This window comes from Acinetobacter rongchengensis, from assembly GCF_003611475.1.
GTDB classification, from domain to species: Bacteria; Pseudomonadota; Gammaproteobacteria; order Pseudomonadales; family Moraxellaceae; genus Acinetobacter; species Acinetobacter rongchengensis.
This window is the reverse complement of sequence record NZ_RAXT01000007.1, coordinates 12,747-33,378: the sequence shown is the minus strand read 5'-3', so window position 1 is coordinate 33,378 and position 20,632 is coordinate 12,747. Positions and strand designations below refer to the sequence as shown.

Annotated in this window: 17 protein-coding genes; 7 read left to right on the top strand and 10 right to left on the bottom strand. The window is 36.7% G+C overall.

The window, feature by feature from the left end:
* Nucleotides 1-93: 93 nt before the first annotated feature.
* A complete protein-coding gene (locus D7V20_RS05720) occupies nucleotides 94-891 on the bottom strand; it encodes an SDR family NAD(P)-dependent oxidoreductase (protein ID WP_407923927.1) in 798 nt (265 codons plus the stop codon).
* A 73-nt stretch (nucleotides 892-964) separates the two neighbouring features.
* Nucleotides 965-1,660 (bottom strand): hypothetical protein, encoded by a 696-nt coding sequence (locus tag D7V20_RS05715; protein WP_120383363.1) that lies wholly within the window; start codon nucleotides 1,658-1,660, stop codon nucleotides 965-967.
* A gap of 366 nt (nucleotides 1,661-2,026) precedes the next feature.
* Between D7V20_RS05715 and D7V20_RS05710 the strand changes: the two genes are divergently transcribed.
* The gene (locus D7V20_RS05710; RefSeq protein ID WP_120383362.1) at nucleotides 2,027-4,918 is read left to right on the top strand and encodes a valine--tRNA ligase; all 2,892 of its coding nucleotides are present in this window, start codon (nucleotides 2,027-2,029) and stop codon (nucleotides 4,916-4,918) included.
* A 257-nt stretch (nucleotides 4,919-5,175) separates the two neighbouring features.
* Here the strand turns inward: D7V20_RS05710 and D7V20_RS05705 are convergent, their stop codons facing one another.
* Nucleotides 5,176-5,538, bottom strand: a complete 363-nt coding sequence (locus tag D7V20_RS05705) for an endonuclease domain-containing protein (RefSeq protein WP_120383361.1) — start codon at nucleotides 5,536-5,538, stop codon at nucleotides 5,176-5,178.
* A 291-nt stretch (nucleotides 5,539-5,829) separates the two neighbouring features.
* The gene (locus tag D7V20_RS05700) at nucleotides 5,830-6,864 is read right to left on the bottom strand and encodes a molecular chaperone DnaJ (RefSeq protein WP_120383360.1); all 1,035 of its coding nucleotides are present in this window, start codon (nucleotides 6,862-6,864) and stop codon (nucleotides 5,830-5,832) included.
* Nucleotides 6,865-7,462: 598 nt separating this feature from the next.
* On the opposite strand from D7V20_RS05700, the gene D7V20_RS05695 reads away from it, so the two are divergent.
* Together D7V20_RS05695 and D7V20_RS05690 are read left to right on the top strand one after the other, a co-directional pair.
* The gene (locus tag D7V20_RS05695; RefSeq protein ID WP_120383359.1) at nucleotides 7,463-8,650 is read left to right on the top strand and encodes an ammonium transporter; all 1,188 of its coding nucleotides are present in this window, start codon (nucleotides 7,463-7,465) and stop codon (nucleotides 8,648-8,650) included.
* Nucleotides 8,651-8,832: 182 nt separating this feature from the next.
* The gene (locus D7V20_RS05690) at nucleotides 8,833-9,507 is read left to right on the top strand and encodes a phosphatase PAP2 family protein (protein ID WP_120383358.1); all 675 of its coding nucleotides are present in this window, start codon (nucleotides 8,833-8,835) and stop codon (nucleotides 9,505-9,507) included.
* Nucleotides 9,508-9,553: 46 nt separating this feature from the next.
* On the opposite strand, the gene D7V20_RS05685 is transcribed toward D7V20_RS05690, so the two are convergent.
* The 4 genes from D7V20_RS05685 to D7V20_RS05670 all read right to left on the bottom strand — a co-directional run bounded on the left by D7V20_RS05685 (nucleotide 9,554) and on the right by D7V20_RS05670 (nucleotide 14,818).
* A complete protein-coding gene (locus tag D7V20_RS05685) occupies nucleotides 9,554-10,891 on the bottom strand; it encodes an ATP-binding protein (RefSeq protein WP_120383357.1) in 1,338 nt (445 codons plus the stop codon).
* 1 nt (nucleotide 10,892) lies between these two features.
* Complete coding sequence (locus D7V20_RS05680) at nucleotides 10,893-11,585, bottom strand: response regulator transcription factor (RefSeq protein ID WP_120383356.1); 693 nt, start codon at nucleotides 11,583-11,585, stop codon at nucleotides 10,893-10,895.
* A 17-nt stretch (nucleotides 11,586-11,602) separates the two neighbouring features.
* Nucleotides 11,603-13,264 carry a phosphoethanolamine transferase gene (locus D7V20_RS05675; RefSeq protein WP_120383355.1) on the bottom strand — a complete coding sequence of 554 codons (1,662 nt, stop codon included), beginning with the start codon at nucleotides 13,262-13,264 and terminating at the stop codon, nucleotides 11,603-11,605.
* 300 nt (nucleotides 13,265-13,564) lie between these two features.
* Entirely contained in the window at nucleotides 13,565-14,818 is a 1,254-nt protein-coding gene (locus D7V20_RS05670) for an MFS transporter (protein ID WP_120383354.1), read from the bottom strand.
* Nucleotides 14,819-14,980: 162 nt separating this feature from the next.
* Here D7V20_RS05670 and D7V20_RS05665 point away from each other — a divergent pair, with 162 nt between their 5' ends.
* From D7V20_RS05665 to D7V20_RS05650, 4 genes are all read left to right on the top strand, one after another.
* Nucleotides 14,981-15,607, top strand: a complete 627-nt coding sequence (locus tag D7V20_RS05665) for a 1-acyl-sn-glycerol-3-phosphate acyltransferase (RefSeq protein WP_120383353.1) — start codon at nucleotides 14,981-14,983, stop codon at nucleotides 15,605-15,607.
* A 59-nt stretch (nucleotides 15,608-15,666) separates the two neighbouring features.
* Nucleotides 15,667-16,584 carry a patatin-like phospholipase family protein gene (locus D7V20_RS05660; RefSeq protein ID WP_120383352.1) on the top strand — a complete coding sequence of 306 codons (918 nt, stop codon included), beginning with the start codon at nucleotides 15,667-15,669 and terminating at the stop codon, nucleotides 16,582-16,584.
* 111 nt (nucleotides 16,585-16,695) lie between these two features.
* On the top strand, nucleotides 16,696-17,163 hold the full coding sequence (locus D7V20_RS05655; protein ID WP_120383351.1) for an NfeD family protein: 468 nt from the start codon (nucleotides 16,696-16,698) through the stop codon (nucleotides 17,161-17,163).
* Between the two features lie 20 nt (nucleotides 17,164-17,183).
* Nucleotides 17,184-18,038 (top strand): SPFH domain-containing protein, encoded by an 855-nt coding sequence (locus D7V20_RS05650; protein WP_120383350.1) that lies wholly within the window; start codon nucleotides 17,184-17,186, stop codon nucleotides 18,036-18,038.
* 148 nt (nucleotides 18,039-18,186) lie between these two features.
* Here D7V20_RS05650 and D7V20_RS05645 read toward each other — a convergent pair whose 3' ends face one another.
* On the bottom strand, nucleotides 18,187-19,098 hold the full coding sequence (locus D7V20_RS05645) for a polyprenyl synthetase family protein (RefSeq protein WP_120383349.1): 912 nt from the start codon (nucleotides 19,096-19,098) through the stop codon (nucleotides 18,187-18,189).
* Nucleotides 19,099-19,549: 451 nt separating this feature from the next.
* Complete coding sequence (locus D7V20_RS05640) at nucleotides 19,550-20,500, bottom strand: GGDEF domain-containing protein (protein WP_120383348.1); 951 nt, start codon at nucleotides 20,498-20,500, stop codon at nucleotides 19,550-19,552.
* Nucleotides 20,501-20,632: the final 132 nt, after the last annotated feature.

Here is a 20,632-nt window from a genome sequence, read left to right as displayed (position 1 = left end):
TGTATTTATATGTGCTGAATAATATGAAAAGTACTTATCATTTTATCAATGATAAGTACTTCATCATGATCTTAAGATTTATAAACTTTTCAATTATTTCACTTTCATCTTACGAATCATTTTATAAAGTGTTGTAGGCGAAAGCCGTGATACCAATACACCCAATTTTTCTTTTCGACCACCAATAACAATATACTCATCACCTTTGATTAAGGCTGAAACTGTCTGTTGTGCAAATGCATCTGCATCCAAACCAGTTTCAATCGCATCATCTTGATGAGCTTGTGGTTTACCTGCGCCATTCAAAGCATTAAACGATACGTTGGTTTTTACAAAACCAGGGAAAATGACCGAAACTTTGACACCCTCTTGCGCAACTTCTGCACGTAAGCTATTCGCCCACATGTGAATTGCAGCTTTAGCAGCGGAATAGGTCGCACGATACTGAGTCCCCAATAACCCCGCAACACTAGAAACAAATGCAATACGTCCTGATTTTTGTGCTAAGAATGTTGGTAAAACCAATTTAGTTAAAAAAACCTGCGAGAAATAATCAATTTCCATAATTGCACGCTCGGTTTGCATAGTTGTGTCTGCAATCAAAGCACGTTGGCTTAAACCTGCATTATTAATTAACCAATCGATTCGACCTTTTTCTTTTAAAACTTGTTCGTAAGCATGACGAACTTGGCTTTCATCTGTAATGTCCATCGCAACTGAAATATGTCGCTCTGAATTTTGCAAACTGTTGCGTACCTTTTCCAACTCATCTAAGCGTCTAGCACTCAAAACCACTTGAGCACCTTTCAAAGCACATTCAGCCGCTAAGGCTTTACCAATACCTGAAGATGCTCCAGTAATCCAAACCACTTTATTGTCTAAATGCTCCATGCCATTCATGCTCTTGAATAAGATGCCTCAAGATTACACGATGTGATAAGTCAAATAAATTATGATTACACTCTTAAGCTTCAACTAAAAACTTTTTAAAATGTTGTGCGTAGTATTGTGCTTTTTCAACATGATTTGGATTATATTCTTCAGCCGCTTTGTCTAAGCGTTTATAGCCTGAACTGGTCACCATATTGATGACACCATCCAAAGTTTTGTTCACAACAAAGTTGAATTTTAATAAATTTTTTGGATCACGGATAAATTCTGAAACCCCTAAGTCGATAATGGTGATTAAATTTTTAATGGTAATCGCTAAAATACTGGTATCACCATCAAGCAGTTTTTGTAGGTTTTTAGCAGATTCTTCACCCAAACTGCGCTCCAACTTATAATACATGATGACTTGACTTGCATCTGAATCTTCAAATTTTTCAAGCATATAATTTGCAACTGGCTTTAAACGATCATTACTAAAAAATGATATCGACCATGGCATATATTTTTTTAAAGCACTTTCAATCTGATCAAAAACTTGCTCTGCCTCTTTTAACTTTTTCTGACCATTTGCATCTAAATGATTATTCGAACGTTGTTCTTCAAGTAACTCACCAAAGACTTGATCTAAAACCTGACACGATATTTCTGTAAATATTGTTCCTAACTGTTTAGCAAGGTCTTGTTTCTCCCCATTGTTTAAACTTTTCGTGATTTGTTTTAATTCTTGATACGTTTTTTGTTGAATCAATAAATCAATTTGATACGGCATTAGTATTTGTCCTGTTTTTGTTTTGTACAAATTTACGGAACGCTATCTTATCAAAGCGATATGACAGTCACATTGTCTTTTCTTACCGCGCTATAGAATATTTACTCTAATTAAACCAATTATAAATCAGTCATATATTCTTCTTCATTGTAATTTTGACTTGATGCGAATCAACAACACGCCCTCATTTGATTACTTTTTAAACAATGACATACAGCAACTTTTAGCCTTTGACTCAAACTTCCGAATGACACATTTAAATGTACAAAATTTGCTTAGGTGAACACTGAAACGGAATCAACCATAGCATTAAAATCTTTGCTACAATGGATGCAATTTTTTACTTACTTTTGATCTGTTTTTACTATGACTGATTCAGCGCAAAATATTGCTACGACCTACGATCCAACTGAGATCGAAAAAAAATGGTACAAGACTTGGGAAGAGAATGGTTACTTCAAACCTTCTGGTAAAGGTGACTCATTCTGTATCATGATTCCGCCACCAAATGTCACTGGTAGCTTGCACATGGGTCATGGTTTTAACAATACCATTATGGATGCTTTAACACGTTATAACCGTATGTCAGGTAAAAATACGTTGTGGCAACCTGGAACTGACCATGCGGGTATTGCGACGCAAATGGTGGTTGAACGTCAATTGGCAGCTCAAGACATTAGCCGTCATGACTTAGGTCGTGAAAAATTTATTGAAAAAATTTGGGAATGGAAAGAGCAATCTGGCGGAACCATTACACGTCAAATCCGTCGTTTAGGTTCGTCTGTAGATTGGTCACGTGAACGCTTTACCATGGATGATGGTTTATCCAATGCAGTGAAAGAAGTCTTTGTAAAACTACATGAGCAAGGCTTGATTTACCGTGGTAAACGCTTGGTCAACTGGGATCCTAAACTACAAACTGCTCTTTCTGACTTAGAAGTTGAATCTGTTGAAGAAAAAGGTTCATTGTGGCATTTCAAATATTTCTTTGAAGATAAAGCACTTCGTACACAAGATGGTCACGACTATTTAGTTGTTGCGACGACTCGTCCTGAAACTTTATTGGGTGACTCTGCTGTTGCTGTGCATCCTGAAGATGAACGTTATGCACATCTGATTGGTAAAAACATTATCCTTCCGATTACGGGTCGTCTTGTTCCAGTTGTTGCCGATGAATATGTAGAAAAAGAGTTCGGTACAGGCTGTGTAAAAATTACTCCTGCGCATGACTTCAATGACTACGATGTTGGTAAACGCCATGATTTACCGATTATCAATATTTTCAACAAAAATGCTGAAGTTTTAGCGGAGTTTGAATTTATTGCGAAAGCAGGCGAACAGATTTCTAAAACTATTCCTGCACCAGCAGACTATGTTGGTTTAGAGCGTTTTGCTGCACGTAAAAAATTAGTTGAGCAAGCTGAAGCTGAAGGCTGGCTCGATCAAATCCAACCTTATGACCTAAAAGCACCACGTGGTGACCGTTCAGGCGTGATTGTTGAACCATTATTAACAGATCAATGGTATGTAAAAATTGCACCACTTGCTAAACCAGCGATCAAAGCGGTTCAAGATGGTGAAATTAAATTCGTTCCTGAACAATACAGCAATATGTACATGGCTTGGATGAATAACATTCAAGACTGGTGTATTTCGCGTCAATTGTGGTGGGGTCATCGTATCCCTGCTTGGTATGATGCTGAAGGCAACATCTATGTGGGTCGTTCTGAGCAAGAAGTACGTGAAAAGAATGGCATCCCTGCTGATGTTCAACTAGATCAAGATGAAGATGTACTCGATACATGGTTCTCTTCAGGTCTTTGGACATTCTCTACATTGGGTTGGACAGGTGATGAAGCGAAAGATAAAGAAAACTATTTCTTAAATACTTTCCACCCGACTGATGTACTGGTAACAGGTTTTGACATCATCTTCTTCTGGGTTGCACGTATGATTATGCTTACGATGCACTTTATGAAAAATGAAGATGGTACACCGCAAGTTCCATTTAAAACCGTATATGTGCATGGTTTGGTCCGTGATGGTGAAGGTCAGAAAATGTCTAAGTCGAAGGGTAATGTACTTGACCCATTAGACTTGATTGATGGTGTAGATATTGAAACCTTAGTTCAAAAACGTACGACAGGTTTAATGAACCCGAAACAAGCGGCGAAGATTGAAAAATCAACACGCAAAGAATTCCCAGAAGGCATTCAAGCGTATGGTACTGACGCTGTTCGTTTTACCTTCTGCGCACTTGCCAATACAGGTCGTGACATTAAGTTCGATATGAAGCGTGTTGAAGGTTATCGTAACTTTGCCAATAAGATTTGGAATGCAACGCGTTTTGTCATGATGAACTGCGAAGAACAGCCGATTGGTACTGAAGTTCGCCAAGATCTGTGGGAACTTCCTGAACAATGGATCGTAAGCCGTTTACAAAAAGCTGAAGCTGCTGTTCAACAAGCGTTTGCAACTTACCGCTTAGACTTAGCTGCGCAAGCCATTTACGAGTTCATTTGGAATGAATACTGTGACTGGTATGTAGAATTAACCAAGCCTGTTCTCAATGATGAAAATGTATCGACTGAGCGTAAAGCAGAAGTGCGTCGTGTTCTGCTTTCTGTGATGGAAGCGTCATTACGCCTTGCACATCCGCTTATGCCGTATTTGACTGAAGAAATTTGGCAAAAACTTGCACCAATGGTGGGTATCTCTGGTGAAAGTATCATGCTTGCGCAATATCCTATTTCAAACCCTGAGCGTGTGAATGAACAAGCTGAAGCTGATATGCAATGGCTACAAGGTTTGATTGGTGCTGTACGTAACATCCGTGGTGAAATGGGCTTAGGTAATGCACGTCTATTGCCTGTATTGCTTCAAAATACGACAGATGCGGAAAAAGCGCAGATTGCACGGATTGAACCATTGTTTAAAGCTTTGGCTAAAGTTGAAAGTATTACGTTCTTAGCGAATGGTGAACAACCACCACTGTCTTCTTCATCTGTTGTCGGTCATGCGTCTGTATTTGTTCCAATGAAAGGTTTGATTGACCCGAAAGCGGAATTAGGTCGTTTGCAAAAAGACTTTGATAAAGTTCAAAAGCAACATGACCAAATTGCAACCAAGCTTGGTAATGAAGGTTTTGTAGCGAAAGCACCTGCTGCTGTGGTTGAAGGTGAGAAAGTGAAGCTTGCTGAATTTGCTGCTCAGTTAGAGAAGATTAAAGCGAATATGGATCAGATTGCGGCGCTTTAAGGCTGTAGTTTGATTTAAGAATCCCCTCGAATGAGGGGATTCTTATTTATAATTCAAACAATTAAGGAAAATATAGTATTAATAAAATGATTTCAAAAATTCACGAATTTCTACTATAAACTCTAATAAATAATCAATTCGTAATGAAATTCCCTCTCCTACAAGGAGAGGGTTAGGGAGAGGTGTTTTTAAAGATTTGCATTATAAATCCCCCTCTCCCTAAGCCATATATGGCGTAAGAGAAGGAGCTTCCATGACTAATCATCTTTCAGTTTTAAGCAGATACACAGCAAATCCTCCAAAACCACATCCATATTTCTCAACACATCATGATTCCAATACCTCACTACTTTTAAACCCAAAGCCTCTAAAAACTTGGTTCGTTCAGCATCATATTCAATCGCATCATCAGTGCCATGCTGACCACCATCTAACTCAATCACCAAACCAAGTTCATGGCAATAAAAATCCACAATATACGGTTCAATAATATGCTGACGCCGAAATTTTAGATTCATAAAACGCTTTGCACGCAGTAAATGCCACATCAAACTTTCAGCATCTGTAGCATTACTTCGCATAGTTTTGGCGAATATTAATAATTGTGGGTCTAGTTTCATTTCTTGTTTTCCATTTCAATCACCCTCACCCCAACCCTCTCCCAAAGGGAGAGGGAGTAGTGAATTAACTTGCTGTTCGATACGTAATTAAGTTCCCTCTCCTTCGAGGAGAGGGCTAGGGAGAGGTGCTTCAAAAATTCTCATCATAAATTCCCCATCCCCCTTCTCCCAAAGGAAGAGCGAGTAGTGAATTAACTTGCTGTTCGATACGCAATGATGTTCCCTCTCCTGAGCAAGTTTTAAAGCACTGCTTTAAAGCGAAGCGCAAGTGAGGATTGAGGTGAGGGAAAATCAAAGTACTCCACTCCCCAACAACATCTCTACCCCTTTCACTCTCTCCATATACTTCAAACGTTCTTTCTCAGCTTTTAACTGCTGTTTTAACGCAACACAATCTGCATCAATTGCTTTATAAACATCACCAAGATGCACATTTTCCAATTTCACTTTATTGTCTAAACGAAAAGAATCAAAAATTTCAATCATTTGACTTTCAAGCTTCTGACTTTGCGCTTCCAAAGCAATTTTATAAAACTTCACTTGCTCCGCAGTTAAGTCTTTAGTGGTCTGTCCATTGCCCTGTTCTAAATCTAATTGTAATTTCAGCAAATAAAACAAATCCTGCGCTGTATAAGCCGTATTCACGGTTTGCAATAACTCAGTTTTTTCTAACTTTTTCACTTCATCAGGTTCACGGTCTGGGTGAATCATTGCCGTGATTTTTAAATACACCGTTTTAAGCGACTGCTCTGCCATTTTAGCTGCTTGCTCACGCTTTTCTTGTTGTTTCAAGTGCTTGGCACGTTCTCGTTCCGCTTCATATTGGACTGAATCATATTCATAATTTTCCCAATCTATCTCAATTTCCTGCTCTATGTCTTGTTCTATGGTTTCGGACAAATCATTTTGTTGTCTTAACGTTGTTTTGGTTTTTTTAGCTTTTAAATGTGCTGCATGTTGCAAATAAAAAGTATTAATTTTCTCAACTTGCTCTTTTTGTTGTGTATTGAGCATTTGTGATTTTTTCAGCATTACGGCCAAAGCCGCGATTTTACTGTCGATTTGTACTAAATCTGCTTTAGAAAATGCATCACTGGCTAAATGGTTCCACAATGTATTCAACTGCTCAAATAAAACTGCATGCAATTCGTCATAAATCGGTAAAAGTTTACTTCGAGTATAATTTTGGATGCCTATTCGTGCATTTTCCCAACTGGCAAGATCTCGCTTTTGCTGTTCAATTTTATCGATCAGACGCTTTAACTTTTTCTGCTGTGGCGTGAGCAATCTTGTTTGCTGAACACTGATTTTTAAATCAAAAGACATAATCAATCAAAAATATAAAGAAATACCATCGCCATACTACTATGACTGATATGGTGAAACCATGTGCAAATAAGCAACTGTTTAAGTCGTAGCGATATTAAAAGGAAAAGATAAATTTGAGTGCATTATTTTTTCTACATTATATTTTTTATCAAAAGTAAGTTCATCCTGCATTATTTTGAAGTAATACATATTAAAAAGGATCCAAAATGCTACTTTATTGATCATTTATAATTAAAAATGCCTTTTAATTGGTAGTTTATCTAAAAAATTTTTCCGCAAATTGAAAAAATTACAAAAATATTTTCAAGCTTATTCTGTAGTAGATATTCAATAAATATATGAATCAGCCAAATGTACAATTATTAAAAATTATTTTAATATTAAATATCAATTAGTTATAAAAGACCAGTTAATTTAAAGTGCATCAACAAGGTGCAAAAAATCCATATTAGTGCACTATTTTGCCTTATATCGAGTCTTGATAATATTTTGAATTGTTTAATCAATTTTTCCAAACGCTTCACCTCTTTTACTGCGCAATTGTATCGCTATACTGGCTTAATTGTGATTAATAGCACCAAAATAGAACCAGATTATGCAAAATACAGATCTTCTCTTTCTACTACTGGGCGCAGTACTTGTATTAGCAATGCATGCAGGTTTTGCCTTTTTAGAATTAGGCACAGTTCGTCATAAAAACCAAGTCAATGCATTGAGTAAAATCATCACCGATTTTTCTATTTCTGCAATTGCTTATTTTTTTGTAGGTTACTACATCGCTTATGGACAGCATTTTTTCCATACAGCAACAACCTTGTCCGCAGAACATGGTTATAACCTGATGCGCTGTTTCTTCTTGCTGACTTTTGCTGCTGCAATACCGGCCATCATTTCAGGTGGTATTGCTGAAAGAGCCAAAATGCGTTCCCAAGCGCTTGCAACATTATTTCTCGTTGCTTTGGTTTATCCTTTCTTTGAAGGGATGGTATGGAATGGGAATTTTGGCTTACAAAAATGGCTAGAAATGACTTTTGGTGCAAGTTTTCATGACTTTGCAGGCTCAGTTGTGGTACATGCAATGGGGGGCTGGATCGCTTTAGTTGCCGTGCTATTACTGGGTGCACGACATGGTCGTTATAAAAAAGATGGGCGTGTCAGTGCCCACCCTCCTTCTTCCATTCCATTTTTAGCACTTGGCTCATGGATCTTAATTGTAGGTTGGTTTGGCTTTAACGTGATGAGTGCGCAACGCTTAGATGCTATTTCAGGTCTAGTGGCCATAAACTCACTTATGGCAATGGTTGGTGGTACACTTTCTGCAAACTTTTTTGGTAAAGAAGATCCAGGATTCTTACACAATGGTCCACTAGCAGGTTTGGTTGCAATCTGTGCTGGCTCAGACATTGTTCATCCAATTGGTGCATTATTTATTGGGATCTGTGCAGGTTTCTTCTTTGTGAAATTGTTTACGTATACCCAGAATAAATTGAAAATAGATGATGTATTAGGTGTTTGGCCACTACACGGTGTTTGTGGTGCATTTGGTGGAATTGCAGTTGGTGTTTTTGGTCAACAATGGTTAGGTGGTTTAGGTGGCGTCTCACTGATGTCGCAAATCATTGGTACATTACTGGCTATTGTTATTGCTCTAGTAGGTGGCGCTGTTGTTTATGGTGTACTTAAAATGACAATGGGGATTCGCTTATCTCAAGAAGATGAGTTTCGTGGTGCTGACTTATCGATTCATAAAATCTCTGCCAACTCAGAAGATGCTATGTTTTGATTTTAAAAGTCCGAAATTTTGACAATTGTATAGCGGTTTGAAAGAACCGCTTTTTTTCAAAAACAATCTAAGCGATTAATGATTCACACTTAATTGATTTCTATATGATTAAATTAAGTGCGTTTTAAGTTTAATTATTTTTAATACAGAGCATTCAAAACAATCAATTCTGTGGCAGATTTATGCAAAATTCCGAATCAAATAAATTCTTTATAAAAAACAGTTTATTGTTAGGGGTTTTATTCTTAATCTTATGGTGGGTTTTCCCCGTTGGTGGTGCCATCGATATGTATTTTATCCAACCTTGGATAGATTCAACTGGGCATTTCCCACTCAAAAACAACTGGTATCTAGTTGAAATTAATCACAAAATATTAAAACACATTGTGATTGCTTTTTATGTTTGTGTACTCATCACTTGGATTACTTCATTTAAATCTGAGAAATTAAAGGCTTATCGTTGGCAATTGGGCTATCTGTTTTGGGTCAGTATATTATCTACAGCCGTGGTGGGTTTACTCAAAGCACATTCAGCACATGCCTGCCCTTGGTCGATGACCGAACAAACAGTTGCAGGCTATATTTGGAATTTTTCTGCACGCAATGGACATTGTTTTCCTGGTGGTCATGCCAGCACGGGTTTCTCACTACTCTCAGGCTTTTTTGTGTTTAGAAAATCAAACATTAAAATTGCCTATTTTTTCTTATTTATCGGTCTCGTTCTTGGCTTTACAATGGGTTGGGGACAAATGATGCGTGGTGCACATTTCCTCAGCCATAACTTATGGACAGGTTGGGTCATTTTTGCATTTAATTTGATCTTGTATCGTATCTTCTATAAGAAACTGACAACATAACTTTTGCAATATTCTCAAGTTTAAGACGGTGAATGAAATCTGAGTATTATTCAGATTTCATCGTTAATTGCATCGGGATTTTCACCAATACGCTCAAGCCACCCAATTCCTCACTCCGTGACAACGTTAGTGTACCACCTAAATGTTGAATCGCTTTATCCACAATAGATAGACCTAAACCACTGCCTACTTCTAAATGGTGATGCACACGATAAAAGCGTTTTAATACCTTATCGTACATTTCAGGGTCAATCCCCAATCCACTATCTTCAATTAAAATATATGCAAAATCATGGATATCTGAGAAAACTGAAATATTGATCATGCCTGAAACAGGCGTGTATTTAATCGCATTATCAATTAAATTAAAAATAATAGAATGAAGACTATGCTCTACACTTTTTAAAATAACGTCATCATTACGAATAAAGCCGAGATCAATCTCTTTTTCCATGGCCAAATTCACAAGTTGCTCAACACAATTCAGTGCAACATCATTCAGTTTAAATTGTGTCACTTGTACTTCATGTTTTAGTGTTGAATCTTGTTTCGCCAAAGCTAAAAGTTGCGTGACCAAATGCTGCATTCGAGCCAAACCTTTACTCAGGTTCTGTAAATTTTCTTCTTCAGGGAACTGACTCATCAAAATTTTAGTTTGTAAATTCAATGCAGTAATCGGTGTTCGTAACTCATGTGCAGCATCAGCCACAAATTGCCGCTGTTCTTGCTGTGCGAGTGAAATACGTTCAAATAAATGATTCATTTCATCAATGGTTGGAATAAGCTCTTCAGGATAATTTCCATTTTGAATGGCTTTTAGTGAGTTTGGATCACGTTTTGCCAATTCACATTTAAAATCATCCAGTGGCTTCAAACTCCTTCCAATAATATAAATCAGTCCTAATAAAGCAAAAGGAATAATCAACAAATACGGGATAAACATGCTCCCAGCAAGTTCAAGTGCTAAGTGTTGTCTAACCTTTTCTTGTTGGCTAATTTGAATTTGGTAATCTTGTGTTGGAACAACATAAGTAATCCATGTTCCACTTGGCGATTCTTGTTGGTAGAAACCAGCTTTCTTTTTGGGACCAACCAATAAATGATGTGGATGTAATTCTTGAATACGATTTGCATCTGAATACGACCAAATATCAATAAACAAATCTTCTTCGTGGTAACGCTTATGTATATCAAATTCACTTTGTATCGGCTGCGGATTTAGGGCAACACGCTCAGCCAAATACACCATTTGCGCATCGAGAATTTCATCAATTTCTTCCAGTGAAATTTTATATGCAGAAAATACCAATACACAGCCCAGTAGAACACTGAAAATGGAGGTGTAACGAATTAAACGCTTTTTTAATGAATATTGCGTTGCCATATTATTCTGCTTTCTGTGCTTGCCCTAAGCGATAACCTAAACCACGTATTGTACGGATAATATCTTTACCCAGTTTTGAACGAATATGATGCACATAGACTTCAATGGTATTACTGTTGATTTCACTATCAAATGCATACAATTTATCTTCTAAATTTGATTTAGAAAATATCTTATTCGGATGTGTCATTAAAGGAATCAATATTGCCCATTCACGATTAGACAACTCAACGGTATTGCCTTTTAAAGTCGCAATATGCTGTTCTACATCTAAAGTCACCTCACCATTTTTTAGAATTGCAGATTCTTGAGAGGTGATTTGTGAATTTAAACTACCACTACGTCTTAACAAGGCCTGAATACGTGCGACTAACTCATCGAACTCATAAGGTTTAATGAGGTAATCATCTGCACCTTGGTTTAAACCATCCACACGGTTTTGCAACTGGTCTCGTGCTGAAATGATTAAAACAGGCAAACCTGAACGCTGTCGAATTTGCTTTAAAACTTGCATACCATCCATCATCGGCAAACCGAGATCCAATAAAACCAAATCAAAGGATTGTTGGCTGAGTAGTTTTAACCCATCTAAACCATTGTTTACCCATTCAACATCATAACCATGAAACTTCAACAGCGTTTGCGATGATTCGGCAATCATAAAATCATCTTCAATCATCAAGATTTTAATCACGGGCAATATCCTTTCAATCAACTACGAGCAGCACATTGTTGCAACATATCATTTTTTGGATCAATCACTTGGGTTTTTACATTTAATAAACTTAATAAACTTGGAAATAAATTATCTTGGCTTAATGTTGCACCTTTTTGCTGAGTTAAACAATTCACTTGTTTCGCTGCAATCGATTTCCATGCATCTGAAAACCACATGACCATTGGAACATGCGTTTGCTGACTTGGTGCAATTGCATAAGGAGCACCATGTAAATACATACCATGTTCTCCTGTAGACTCACCATGATCTGATAAATACCAAAACGCAGTACGGTAATTTTGTTGCTGTTTTAAAGTTTCAATCACTTGATTCAAAATATGATCTGTATACAAAATCGTATTGTCATAACTATTGATCAATTCAGTTTGTGAACAGCCCTGAATCGCATTGGTTGCACAAACTGGCTGGAATTTTTGGAACTCAGCAGGCGCACGCTTATAGTATGCAGGACCATGGCTTCCCATTTGATGCAAAACAACTAAACGAGGTTGTTGATCACCTTTTGGAATTTGACGAAGATACTGTTGCAAGCTATCAACTAGAATTCCATCCTCACACTCACCCTCTTTACACCATTTTTGCTTTAACTCGTCTGAAATAACAAATTTTTCAACACGATCACATGCGCCTTTACAGCCTGAATTATTATCAATCCAAGTCACGTTATAACCTGCACGTTGTGCAATATCGAGTAAACCTTCACGATGGCTAGCCAACTGTTCATCATAATTTATACGTGGCATGCCTGAAAACATACATGGAACAGATACTGCTGTTGCTGTACCACACGAACTCACTTGAGCGAAATTAATCAGGTTGGTTTGTTTTGACAATTCTGGATTGGTATTTTTTGTATAGCCATTCAGAGAAAAACTCTCAGCACGTGCGGTTTCACCTACAACCAAAACCATCAATTTAGGTAAATGTTTGAGAGCAACCTCTTCAACCAAATGTGCATCTTCACCATAACGAATTAAAGGTAGATTTTGTTTAGGTGCTTTTTTTCGAAAATAGGAAATCGTTGAAGCAATCGTATTTTGCGGTGATATCATCCCTTTCAAATCACGGTGTTCGCGGAAAATTGCAGCATAATCAACATAAAATACAAATAATAAACTTGCAATAACAGCAAAAGAGCCGACGATATTCAACCCTTTAAACATCAACATTTTGCCGATCTTTTCAGGTTTTATTTTGATCCAAAGCACCAAAAAGATCGGAAGGATAACAAAGAAAAATGCCCATACAAAATATTGAATAGACAGTAAATCAAAGGCTTCAGCAGGATCTGTTTGGGCAATATTTTGAATTTGGTCAGGCGAAATCACTGCACCCAAAGAGTTCACAAAATATGAACTAAAACCGCCGATAAAAACCAAAATAACTGCAAAAAATTTTGCTGTCCATTTCCAGTCTAAGATGTTCAGCAATAAGTTATATAAAGCGATTAAAACAATACCTGTCGCTACAATAAACAGCTGTGCCTTGATCCCTTGATAAGGTGTAAATGACTGAACTTTGGTTAAAAATCCTAAATTCAGACAAACACCTAACCAAACGGCCAAAATTAAATTAAATGTAGTTAGAGAAATCGAAATTTCACGTTGTTTTATTCGTTGTATTAAATTAGACATCACTTTGACAGAAGTTCTCTAAGATGGGCTTAATTTAAAAAATGAAACTTAAATCCAACTTAAAATATAACTCTCAAGCTTAAAGCATTATTTTTATTTTATTATTCTCTTTATTTTCTCATTAAATAAAATACATTGAATGCTGAAATAGACATAAAACCAGAAATGATAAAGTATTATCTCATTTTAAAATAATTATTTATTTTCAATTACTAATAACTCAACCAAGGAAATATACGATTTAATAACACTATTAAATCGTGTATTCAACATAAAACGATAATATAGTGATTATAATTATCATTTAAAATAATACATCCAACGATAAATAGGCACTAAACACATTAATCCAATCATGAATATTAACTGCATAAAGTTTAAATACCCTAAATAATCCCCAATCACACCACTTATGCTATAAAGCACTCCACTCACACACGCCATGATAGATACTTGAAAAGTGAAGTCTGTTCCAGCATGCTCACTACGGCTATAGTGCATTACTAAGGTTAAAATAATGACCAATAACATTGCCGATGAAAGATCTTCTAAGGCATTGATCGCATAAATCAACCACGGTGGAACTGGTAACAGTTGCTCATGCATCGCAGCTAACCAAACAAAGCCAGATAAACTCATCAACTTCAATATAGCAAATACCAGTAAAGCTCGATCACGCTTTATTTTTTTTAATAAAAAACCTGCAAAACCAGCACCACATAAAGCTGCAAAAGCCCCTAACATGGTGATATAAATCCCAATTTGTGAAAGGCTTAAACCCAAGTCCACCAATAAAGGTTTAGTAATTGGCCCAGATAAACCATCGATTATTTTGATGCTACATAAGACCCAAAACCATGTTCGCATTTGTTCATTTTTAAAGAAATAATCTAAGTATGATTTAAATTTTTCAACAATGCCGATTTCAGTTTGAACGATGCTTTGAACTTGATTAATGACCATGCTTTTTTGATGTATAGGTTCTTTATAGCGCCAAATCGGAATGGTATTTAAAGCAACGATTGCGGCTAAAATTAAAAAAGTACTTTGCCAATCTAACCAATCCATAGCCCATAAAATTGCGCCACCACCCACAATAAAACCTAAGCGAGAGCCGATCACTTGGAACATATTTCCAAGGTGTTGTTGCTCACTTTTGAGAATCGTTACAGCTAAACCATCTGTTGCAATATCCTGTGTCGCACCAATGCTATTCATGCAAAGTAAAGCAATAAAAAAAGAAAATAAATATATCGGTTGATTGAGTGACTGAATTGGTAGAAAAGATAAAATGATCAGGATGAGAATCGTCAAAAACTGTGTTGGTAAAATCCAGCTACGATAATGCCCCAAATGTGTATGCCCAAATTTATCAATAAAAGGCGCCCAAAGCACTTTGATTGCCCAAGGTGCCATTAGTAACCCAAAGCCTCCGATATGTGCCAATGAAACGCCTTGAGAACGTAAAATGACAGGTAAAGCATGCGTCATGAAACCAACGGGTAAACCTTGTGCCCAATACAATGAGAACAACAGTAAATACATTTTAGACATTCGGTTTGATCCAAAATCATGCGAGAGCCGCGCTATTATATTGCTTTAATAACAAATTTTTGTAATATTCATCGTCTGCTGATCACGTTAAAATTGATAAAATTTAAAAACTGATTACCCACCAAATATCATTAAAACTTGAAAACTTGTCATTCTAAAAATATGTCAGATAAATTTCCAGTACTGCCTGAGCACGTTCCACAACGTGGCAGTCATATTAGTCGTAATCTTTTTAAAAGGCTCTATTTAGTGCAAGGTTGGCGCTTTGTTGGAGAATTCCCCAATTTACCCAAAACTGTTGTCTTTATTGCACCGCACACCTCAAATTTCGATGGGCTATATGCATTTCTGGCGATGCTCGGGATTGGACTAAAGATCACGATTTTTGGTAAAGATAGCTTGTTTAATACGCCATTGAAAGGTCTGTTTGAATGGATAGGGGTCATTCCTGTGAACAGAGCGGTTCCTCATGGTCTCACCCAAGAAATTGTCGAGATTATCAAACAACAAGACAAAATTTGGATTGCAATTGCACCTGAGGGAACGCGTAAAAAAGCTGATAAAATTAAAAGTGGTTTTTACCATATTGCCATGGGAGCCAATATTCCTATTGCGATTTTCTCCTTTGATTATGATCACAAAACTATTCATTGCTTAGGTATATTAGAACCTACAGGCGACTATGAAAAAGATTTAGATGACATTTTGAATCGTTTTAAAGGGAAGTTCTCAGCTAAAAAACCAAGCTGGTTATCCAAACCATTACAAAAACTTTTGAAAAATGGCTAGAAAAAAATCATGTAATCTGTTGAGATGTGCCCATATTTTCTGATCAAAAGTAATACAGTATGCGTTTTAAACAACTTGGATTTATAGGCTTATTGGGTCTAGCCCTAGTTGGTTGTGACAAGACCACAAAAACTCCGACTCAAACAACTGCCATTAAGGCACGTGAACCTGTTGTTGCAATTGCATTAGGCGGTGGTGGTGCTAAAGGTTTTGCACATATTGGCGTGCTTAAAGTTTTAGAATCACACGGGATTAAACCTAAAATTGTCACAGGTACCAGTGCAGGTAGTTTCGTTGGTAGTATTTATGCGAGTGGAAAGTCGCCTTATCAAATGCAGCAAATTGCACAACAACTGAAAGAGTCTGATTTACGTGATTTAACCTTAAACAGTCAAGGCATTGTTTTAGGTCAGAAACTGCAAGACTTTATCAATCGTAATGTTGCCAATAAATCCATTGAACAATTCCCTATTCGTTTTGCTGCTGTAGCAACTCGTTTAGACAATGGCAAAAAAGCTGAATTTATCAAAGGAAATGCAGGTCAGGCAGTACGTGCATCTTGTAGTATTCCCAATGTTTTTGTGCCTACGACGATTGGAAAAACCAAATATGTAGATGGTGGTTTAGTCAGTCCAATTCCAGTGCAAACCGCACGTGATATGGGCGCAGACATTGTGATTGCAGTCGATATTTCTGCCCGCCCAAGTGGTAATCAACCTATGAATATGTGGGGTTTATTAGATCAAACCATTAACATTATGGGGCAACAAAGTATCAATCAAGAGTTGAGTCAAGCAAATGTCGTGATTCAGCCTAAAGTCGGGAATTTAGGTACTTTAGATTTGAAGTCTAGCAATCAAGCCATTTTAGAAGGTGAAAAAGCAGCTCAACTCAAAATTACTGCAATTCAAGCAGCGATTACAAACTTTAAAAAATCGCCTGCGGCTTTAAAACCAGCGCCTCGAGCTAAATTCTAAACGCGGTTTAAATAAGAATAATCAAGTTTTTATATGCAGTTTTAAAATGATCTGCTACATTGATGTAGATGATGCGTCATCTATATCAATGATAATCACTAGAGTAGATGTATGAACTTTGTTTTTGAACCGTGGCATTGGTTTGTCTTAGGCATTTTGCTGATCTTATCTGAACTAATTTTACCTGCATTTGCTGCATTATGGTTTGGCATAGCCGCTGTCGTGGTCAGCATTTTATTGTGGCTTTTTCCAAGCATGAGTTTCACCTTACAAATCATCAGTTGGATTATTCTTTCGATCATTTGTACTGTGGCTTGGTTTAAATTCATCAAACCATTGTCTGTTGATAAAACCAAAGCGGGTTTACCTCGTGAAGCGACCATTGGACAAACTGGGATGGTCATTCAAATCGGACTGTCGCACGATCAGATTCGCGTTCGCTTTCCTATGCCTGTTTTGGGTTCCGATGAGTGGAATTGCCGTACATTATCACCTGTACAAGTTGGTGATCGAGTAAGAGTGACTGATATTTTGGGTAATGACCTCGTTGTACAGCCTTATTCATCAATATCATCATAAAGAACAAAGAGGAAAAATAAATGGGATTTGGTTCTATTGTTGTTTTAGCAATTTTTGCATTTGTTGCTGTCACGATTTTCAAAGGCGTTCGCATTGTTCCGCAAGGTTATAAATGGATCGTACAACGTCTTGGTAAATACCATTCAACACTCAATCCAGGACTTAACTTTGTTATTCCTTATGTAGACGAAGTTGCATATAAAGTTACGACCAAAGATATTGTATTGGATATACCTTCTCAAGAAGTCATTACTCGTGATAATGCTGTTTTGGTTATGAATGCTGTGGCATATATTAACTTAACGACGCCTGAAAAAGCAGTCTATGGTATTGAAAACTATACTTGGGCAATCCAAAATCTAGTGCAAACTTCACTGCGTTCGATTGTCGGTGAAATGGATCTAGATGATGCATTGTCCTCTCGTGACCACATTAAAGCCAAGCTAAAAGCGGCTATTTCGGATGATATTTCTGACTGGGGAATTACCCTTAAAACTGTTGAAATTCAAGATATTCAACCCTCAAGTACAATGCAAGCAGCGATGGAAGCTCAAGCTGCAGCTGAACGTCAGCGTCGCGCAACTGTGACTAGAGCAGATGGTGAAAAGCAAGCCGCTATTTTAGAAGCTGATGGTCGCTTAGAAGCTTCACGTCGTGATGCAGAAGCACAGGTTGTACTTGCAGAAGCTTCACAAAAAGCCATTGAAATGGTCACAGCAGCTGTTGGAGATAAAGAAGTCCCTGTTGCTTACTTACTTGGTGAGCAATATGTCAAGGCTATGCAGGATATGTCTAAATCGAATAATGCAAAAACAGTGGTTCTTCCAGCAGATATCATGAACACTATTCGTGGGGTGATGGGTAGAAATAACTAACCTAATTGTTCATTTTCATATGAATTAGGCAACTTTTGAGTTGCCTATTTTTTGACTTCAACTTTTCTACTGACACTTTAGCATCTCAAGATTTCTAAACCAAACAACAACTGTCCAATTGATTTAAAAACTAAAAGTCATGGTCTGATTAATTTTGACGAGCCAATAAAAACTGCGAGATCTGATTTAACTCTTGAGCATGATCACCAAAATATTCCAAAGCACTAAACGCTTGATCATGCAATTCTTGCGCATAAATTTTGGCATTCTCTAAACCCATCAACGCAGGATAAGTAGACTTGTCTACTTGTTCATCTTTACCCGCAGTTTTACCTAAAGACTCAGTGTCTGAAATCACATCCAAAATATCATCTTGAACTTGGAAAGCAAGGCCGATTGCTTGCCCATATTGTCTCAATTGGGGAATCGCTTGATCAGTCCCCGCAAAAATCGTTACTGCAGCCATCATGATGGCAGCCTGAATGAGCGCACCTGTTTTATTACGGTGAATATTTTCCAAGTGTTCTTGGTCAACATGCTTCCCTTCGGCTTGTAAATCTAGAACTTGACCACATACCATTTTAGAGCTTGCGGTTGCCAAAATCTGCATTTGTTTTAATATAACCGCTTGATCAACAGATTGCCCTTGATCAAATAGGCGACTACCTAAAACTTCAAAGGCCATTGACTGAAGAATATCACCCGCGAGTAATGCAGTATCTTCGCCATATGCAACATGACAGGTTGGTTGTCCACGGCGCAATAAGTCATTATCCATACACGGTAAATCATCATGTGCTAGTGAATAACAATGAATAAACTCAATAGCCACAGCAGCTCGACGTACTGCTGCAAAATTTGGATTATCGTTTTTTAAATGTGAAGTGGCGTAACATAAAGCAGGTCGAACTCGTTTACCTCCCAGCATCACCGTATGATGAACAGCAGATTTCAAAGGTTCTGGTAATGAAAAGGCATCCAAAGCTGTTTGTAAATCTTGCTGAATTTGCTGTTGAGCACGTTTTAAAATTTCTGCGTTTACATTTGGAATAGAAGTCACATCCGCCTCGATTTGTACGAATTTCTAGCATCCAATGAAAAATGAATTCTAGATAAATTGGTATATTTGATGAGTGTGAACATTCTACTATGAGTCATCATAATTCACACCCCTTAATTCCAAAGCAACAGCAATGCTTCACTCTACTCAATGTAAATCAAGGTATCCATTTTAAAATTTTTATTAGACAATTTAGAAGGACTTTCAAGTTGGCTCGAATTAAACCAACAACTCATTTAACCATGCCATCCAGATCTCTAACTGATGTGTATACTTTAATAATTGAATGTGAAAGAAAATAAAGTAAAAGCGAGAACCATTTAGCCACTGGCTTTTTTAAACATGAATTAATTCAATTCTTTATGAGCAGAGGGAATCTCTTGATAAACATATAATAAAAAGTAATGTATTTATTGCCTATCTATTCAATATAATTGAGTTGGATCATGACTTAATCTTTTAATACATACAGTCCGTTCTTACCCTGTTCTTTCGCAGAGCGTACCGCTTCATCCAGTTTTTGTAAAATATCAAAGCTAACTACATTATCCAATTGATTTAAATGATAAATCCCGATTGATGCTGTTAAATACTCATCAGCTTTTCCAAATATAATTTGCTGATCTGCAATGGTAAATTTTAATCTTTCCGCAAGTGTGATTGCTGCCCACTCTGTAAGACTAGTGATCACAACAACAAAACTTGCTGAATTTAATCGAAAAATTTTAGCTTCTGTATAAGCAATCGTTTCATTGAATAGTTCCCCCAATTGCGAAAGTACTTGATCTCCACTGGTATAACTATGTAACTGATTGAAGCGCTTGAAATCATCCAAATCAATTTTTAAAAAAGAATAATGTTCTTTATTTTTTTTCTGAAATAACTCATTAATATAATGATCAAACGCCATTTTATTTTGTAATCCAGTCACAAAATCCAAATACAGATGATCATGTAACTTTTTATTGTTGAATAACAAAACATTTTCACGACGTTTTAATCGAGTAACATCTGAACAGACCAACATCACCATTTCTACATGATTGTTTTGATCACGCATCGGTTTAAAATAGGAAAGATAGAACTTTCCTTTAACATAAAAAACCTGTTCAGAATAACTCTCATTCTGTTCAAAGGCAGCTAATGCTTCTTGAAATTGAGCATGTACAACAGAAGAAAATGTATTTAATAATTTGTCAAAAAGGTACAAAGCATCACTTTCATAAATATCTGAAAATTTTTGATTTACACCTAAAAAGCGAGCATTTTTATCAAAAATAGCAATCGGCAACGGAAATTGGGAAATAAAAGAAACCAAATACAATTTGTCTGATTGCTTTAAAAAATCAATCACATCCATATTATCAATAGCTTGTTTGATTTTTATATATTCCGCTTCCATAGACTACCTCAAACTCATAACACTTTGAACCTAATCCATCTTTCAGATTGAATGATCAATGAACTCAATAATTAAAAATTAACCCTGGGTTAACATTTTTATTCTAATAAAGTTAAATTTAAAATCAGTATA

Excerpts from the sequence above, each read along its gene's own strand:
- D7V20_RS05685 (WP_120383357.1), bottom strand. The coding sequence starts at position 10,891 with ATGGCAACGCAATATTCATTAAAAAAGCGTTTAATTCGTTACACCTCC.
- D7V20_RS05675 (WP_120383355.1), bottom strand. The coding sequence starts at position 13,264 with ATGTCTAATTTAATACAACGAATAAAACAACGTGAAATTTCGATTTCT.
- D7V20_RS05720 (WP_407923927.1), bottom strand. The coding sequence starts at position 891 with ATGGAGCATTTAGACAATAAAGTGGTTTGGATTACTGGAGCATCTTCA.
- D7V20_RS05690 (WP_120383358.1), top strand. The coding sequence starts at position 8,833 with ATGCAAAATTCCGAATCAAATAAATTCTTTATAAAAAACAGTTTATTG.
- D7V20_RS05670 (WP_120383354.1), bottom strand. The coding sequence starts at position 14,818 with ATGTCTAAAATGTATTTACTGTTGTTCTCATTGTATTGGGCACAAGGT.
- D7V20_RS05655 (WP_120383351.1), top strand. The coding sequence starts at position 16,696 with ATGAACTTTGTTTTTGAACCGTGGCATTGGTTTGTCTTAGGCATTTTG.
- D7V20_RS05660 (WP_120383352.1), top strand. The coding sequence starts at position 15,667 with ATGCGTTTTAAACAACTTGGATTTATAGGCTTATTGGGTCTAGCCCTA.
- D7V20_RS05640 (WP_120383348.1), bottom strand. The coding sequence starts at position 20,500 with ATGGAAGCGGAATATATAAAAATCAAACAAGCTATTGATAATATGGAT.
- D7V20_RS05705 (WP_120383361.1), bottom strand. The coding sequence starts at position 5,538 with ATGAAACTAGACCCACAATTATTAATATTCGCCAAAACTATGCGAAGT.
- D7V20_RS05650 (WP_120383350.1), top strand. The coding sequence starts at position 17,184 with ATGGGATTTGGTTCTATTGTTGTTTTAGCAATTTTTGCATTTGTTGCT.
- D7V20_RS05710 (WP_120383362.1), top strand. The coding sequence starts at position 2,027 with ATGACTGATTCAGCGCAAAATATTGCTACGACCTACGATCCAACTGAG.
- D7V20_RS05715 (WP_120383363.1), bottom strand. The coding sequence starts at position 1,660 with ATGCCGTATCAAATTGATTTATTGATTCAACAAAAAACGTATCAAGAA.
- D7V20_RS05695 (WP_120383359.1), top strand. The coding sequence starts at position 7,463 with ATGCAAAATACAGATCTTCTCTTTCTACTACTGGGCGCAGTACTTGTA.
- D7V20_RS05665 (WP_120383353.1), top strand. The coding sequence starts at position 14,981 with ATGTCAGATAAATTTCCAGTACTGCCTGAGCACGTTCCACAACGTGGC.
- D7V20_RS05700 (WP_120383360.1), bottom strand. The coding sequence starts at position 6,864 with ATGTCTTTTGATTTAAAAATCAGTGTTCAGCAAACAAGATTGCTCACG.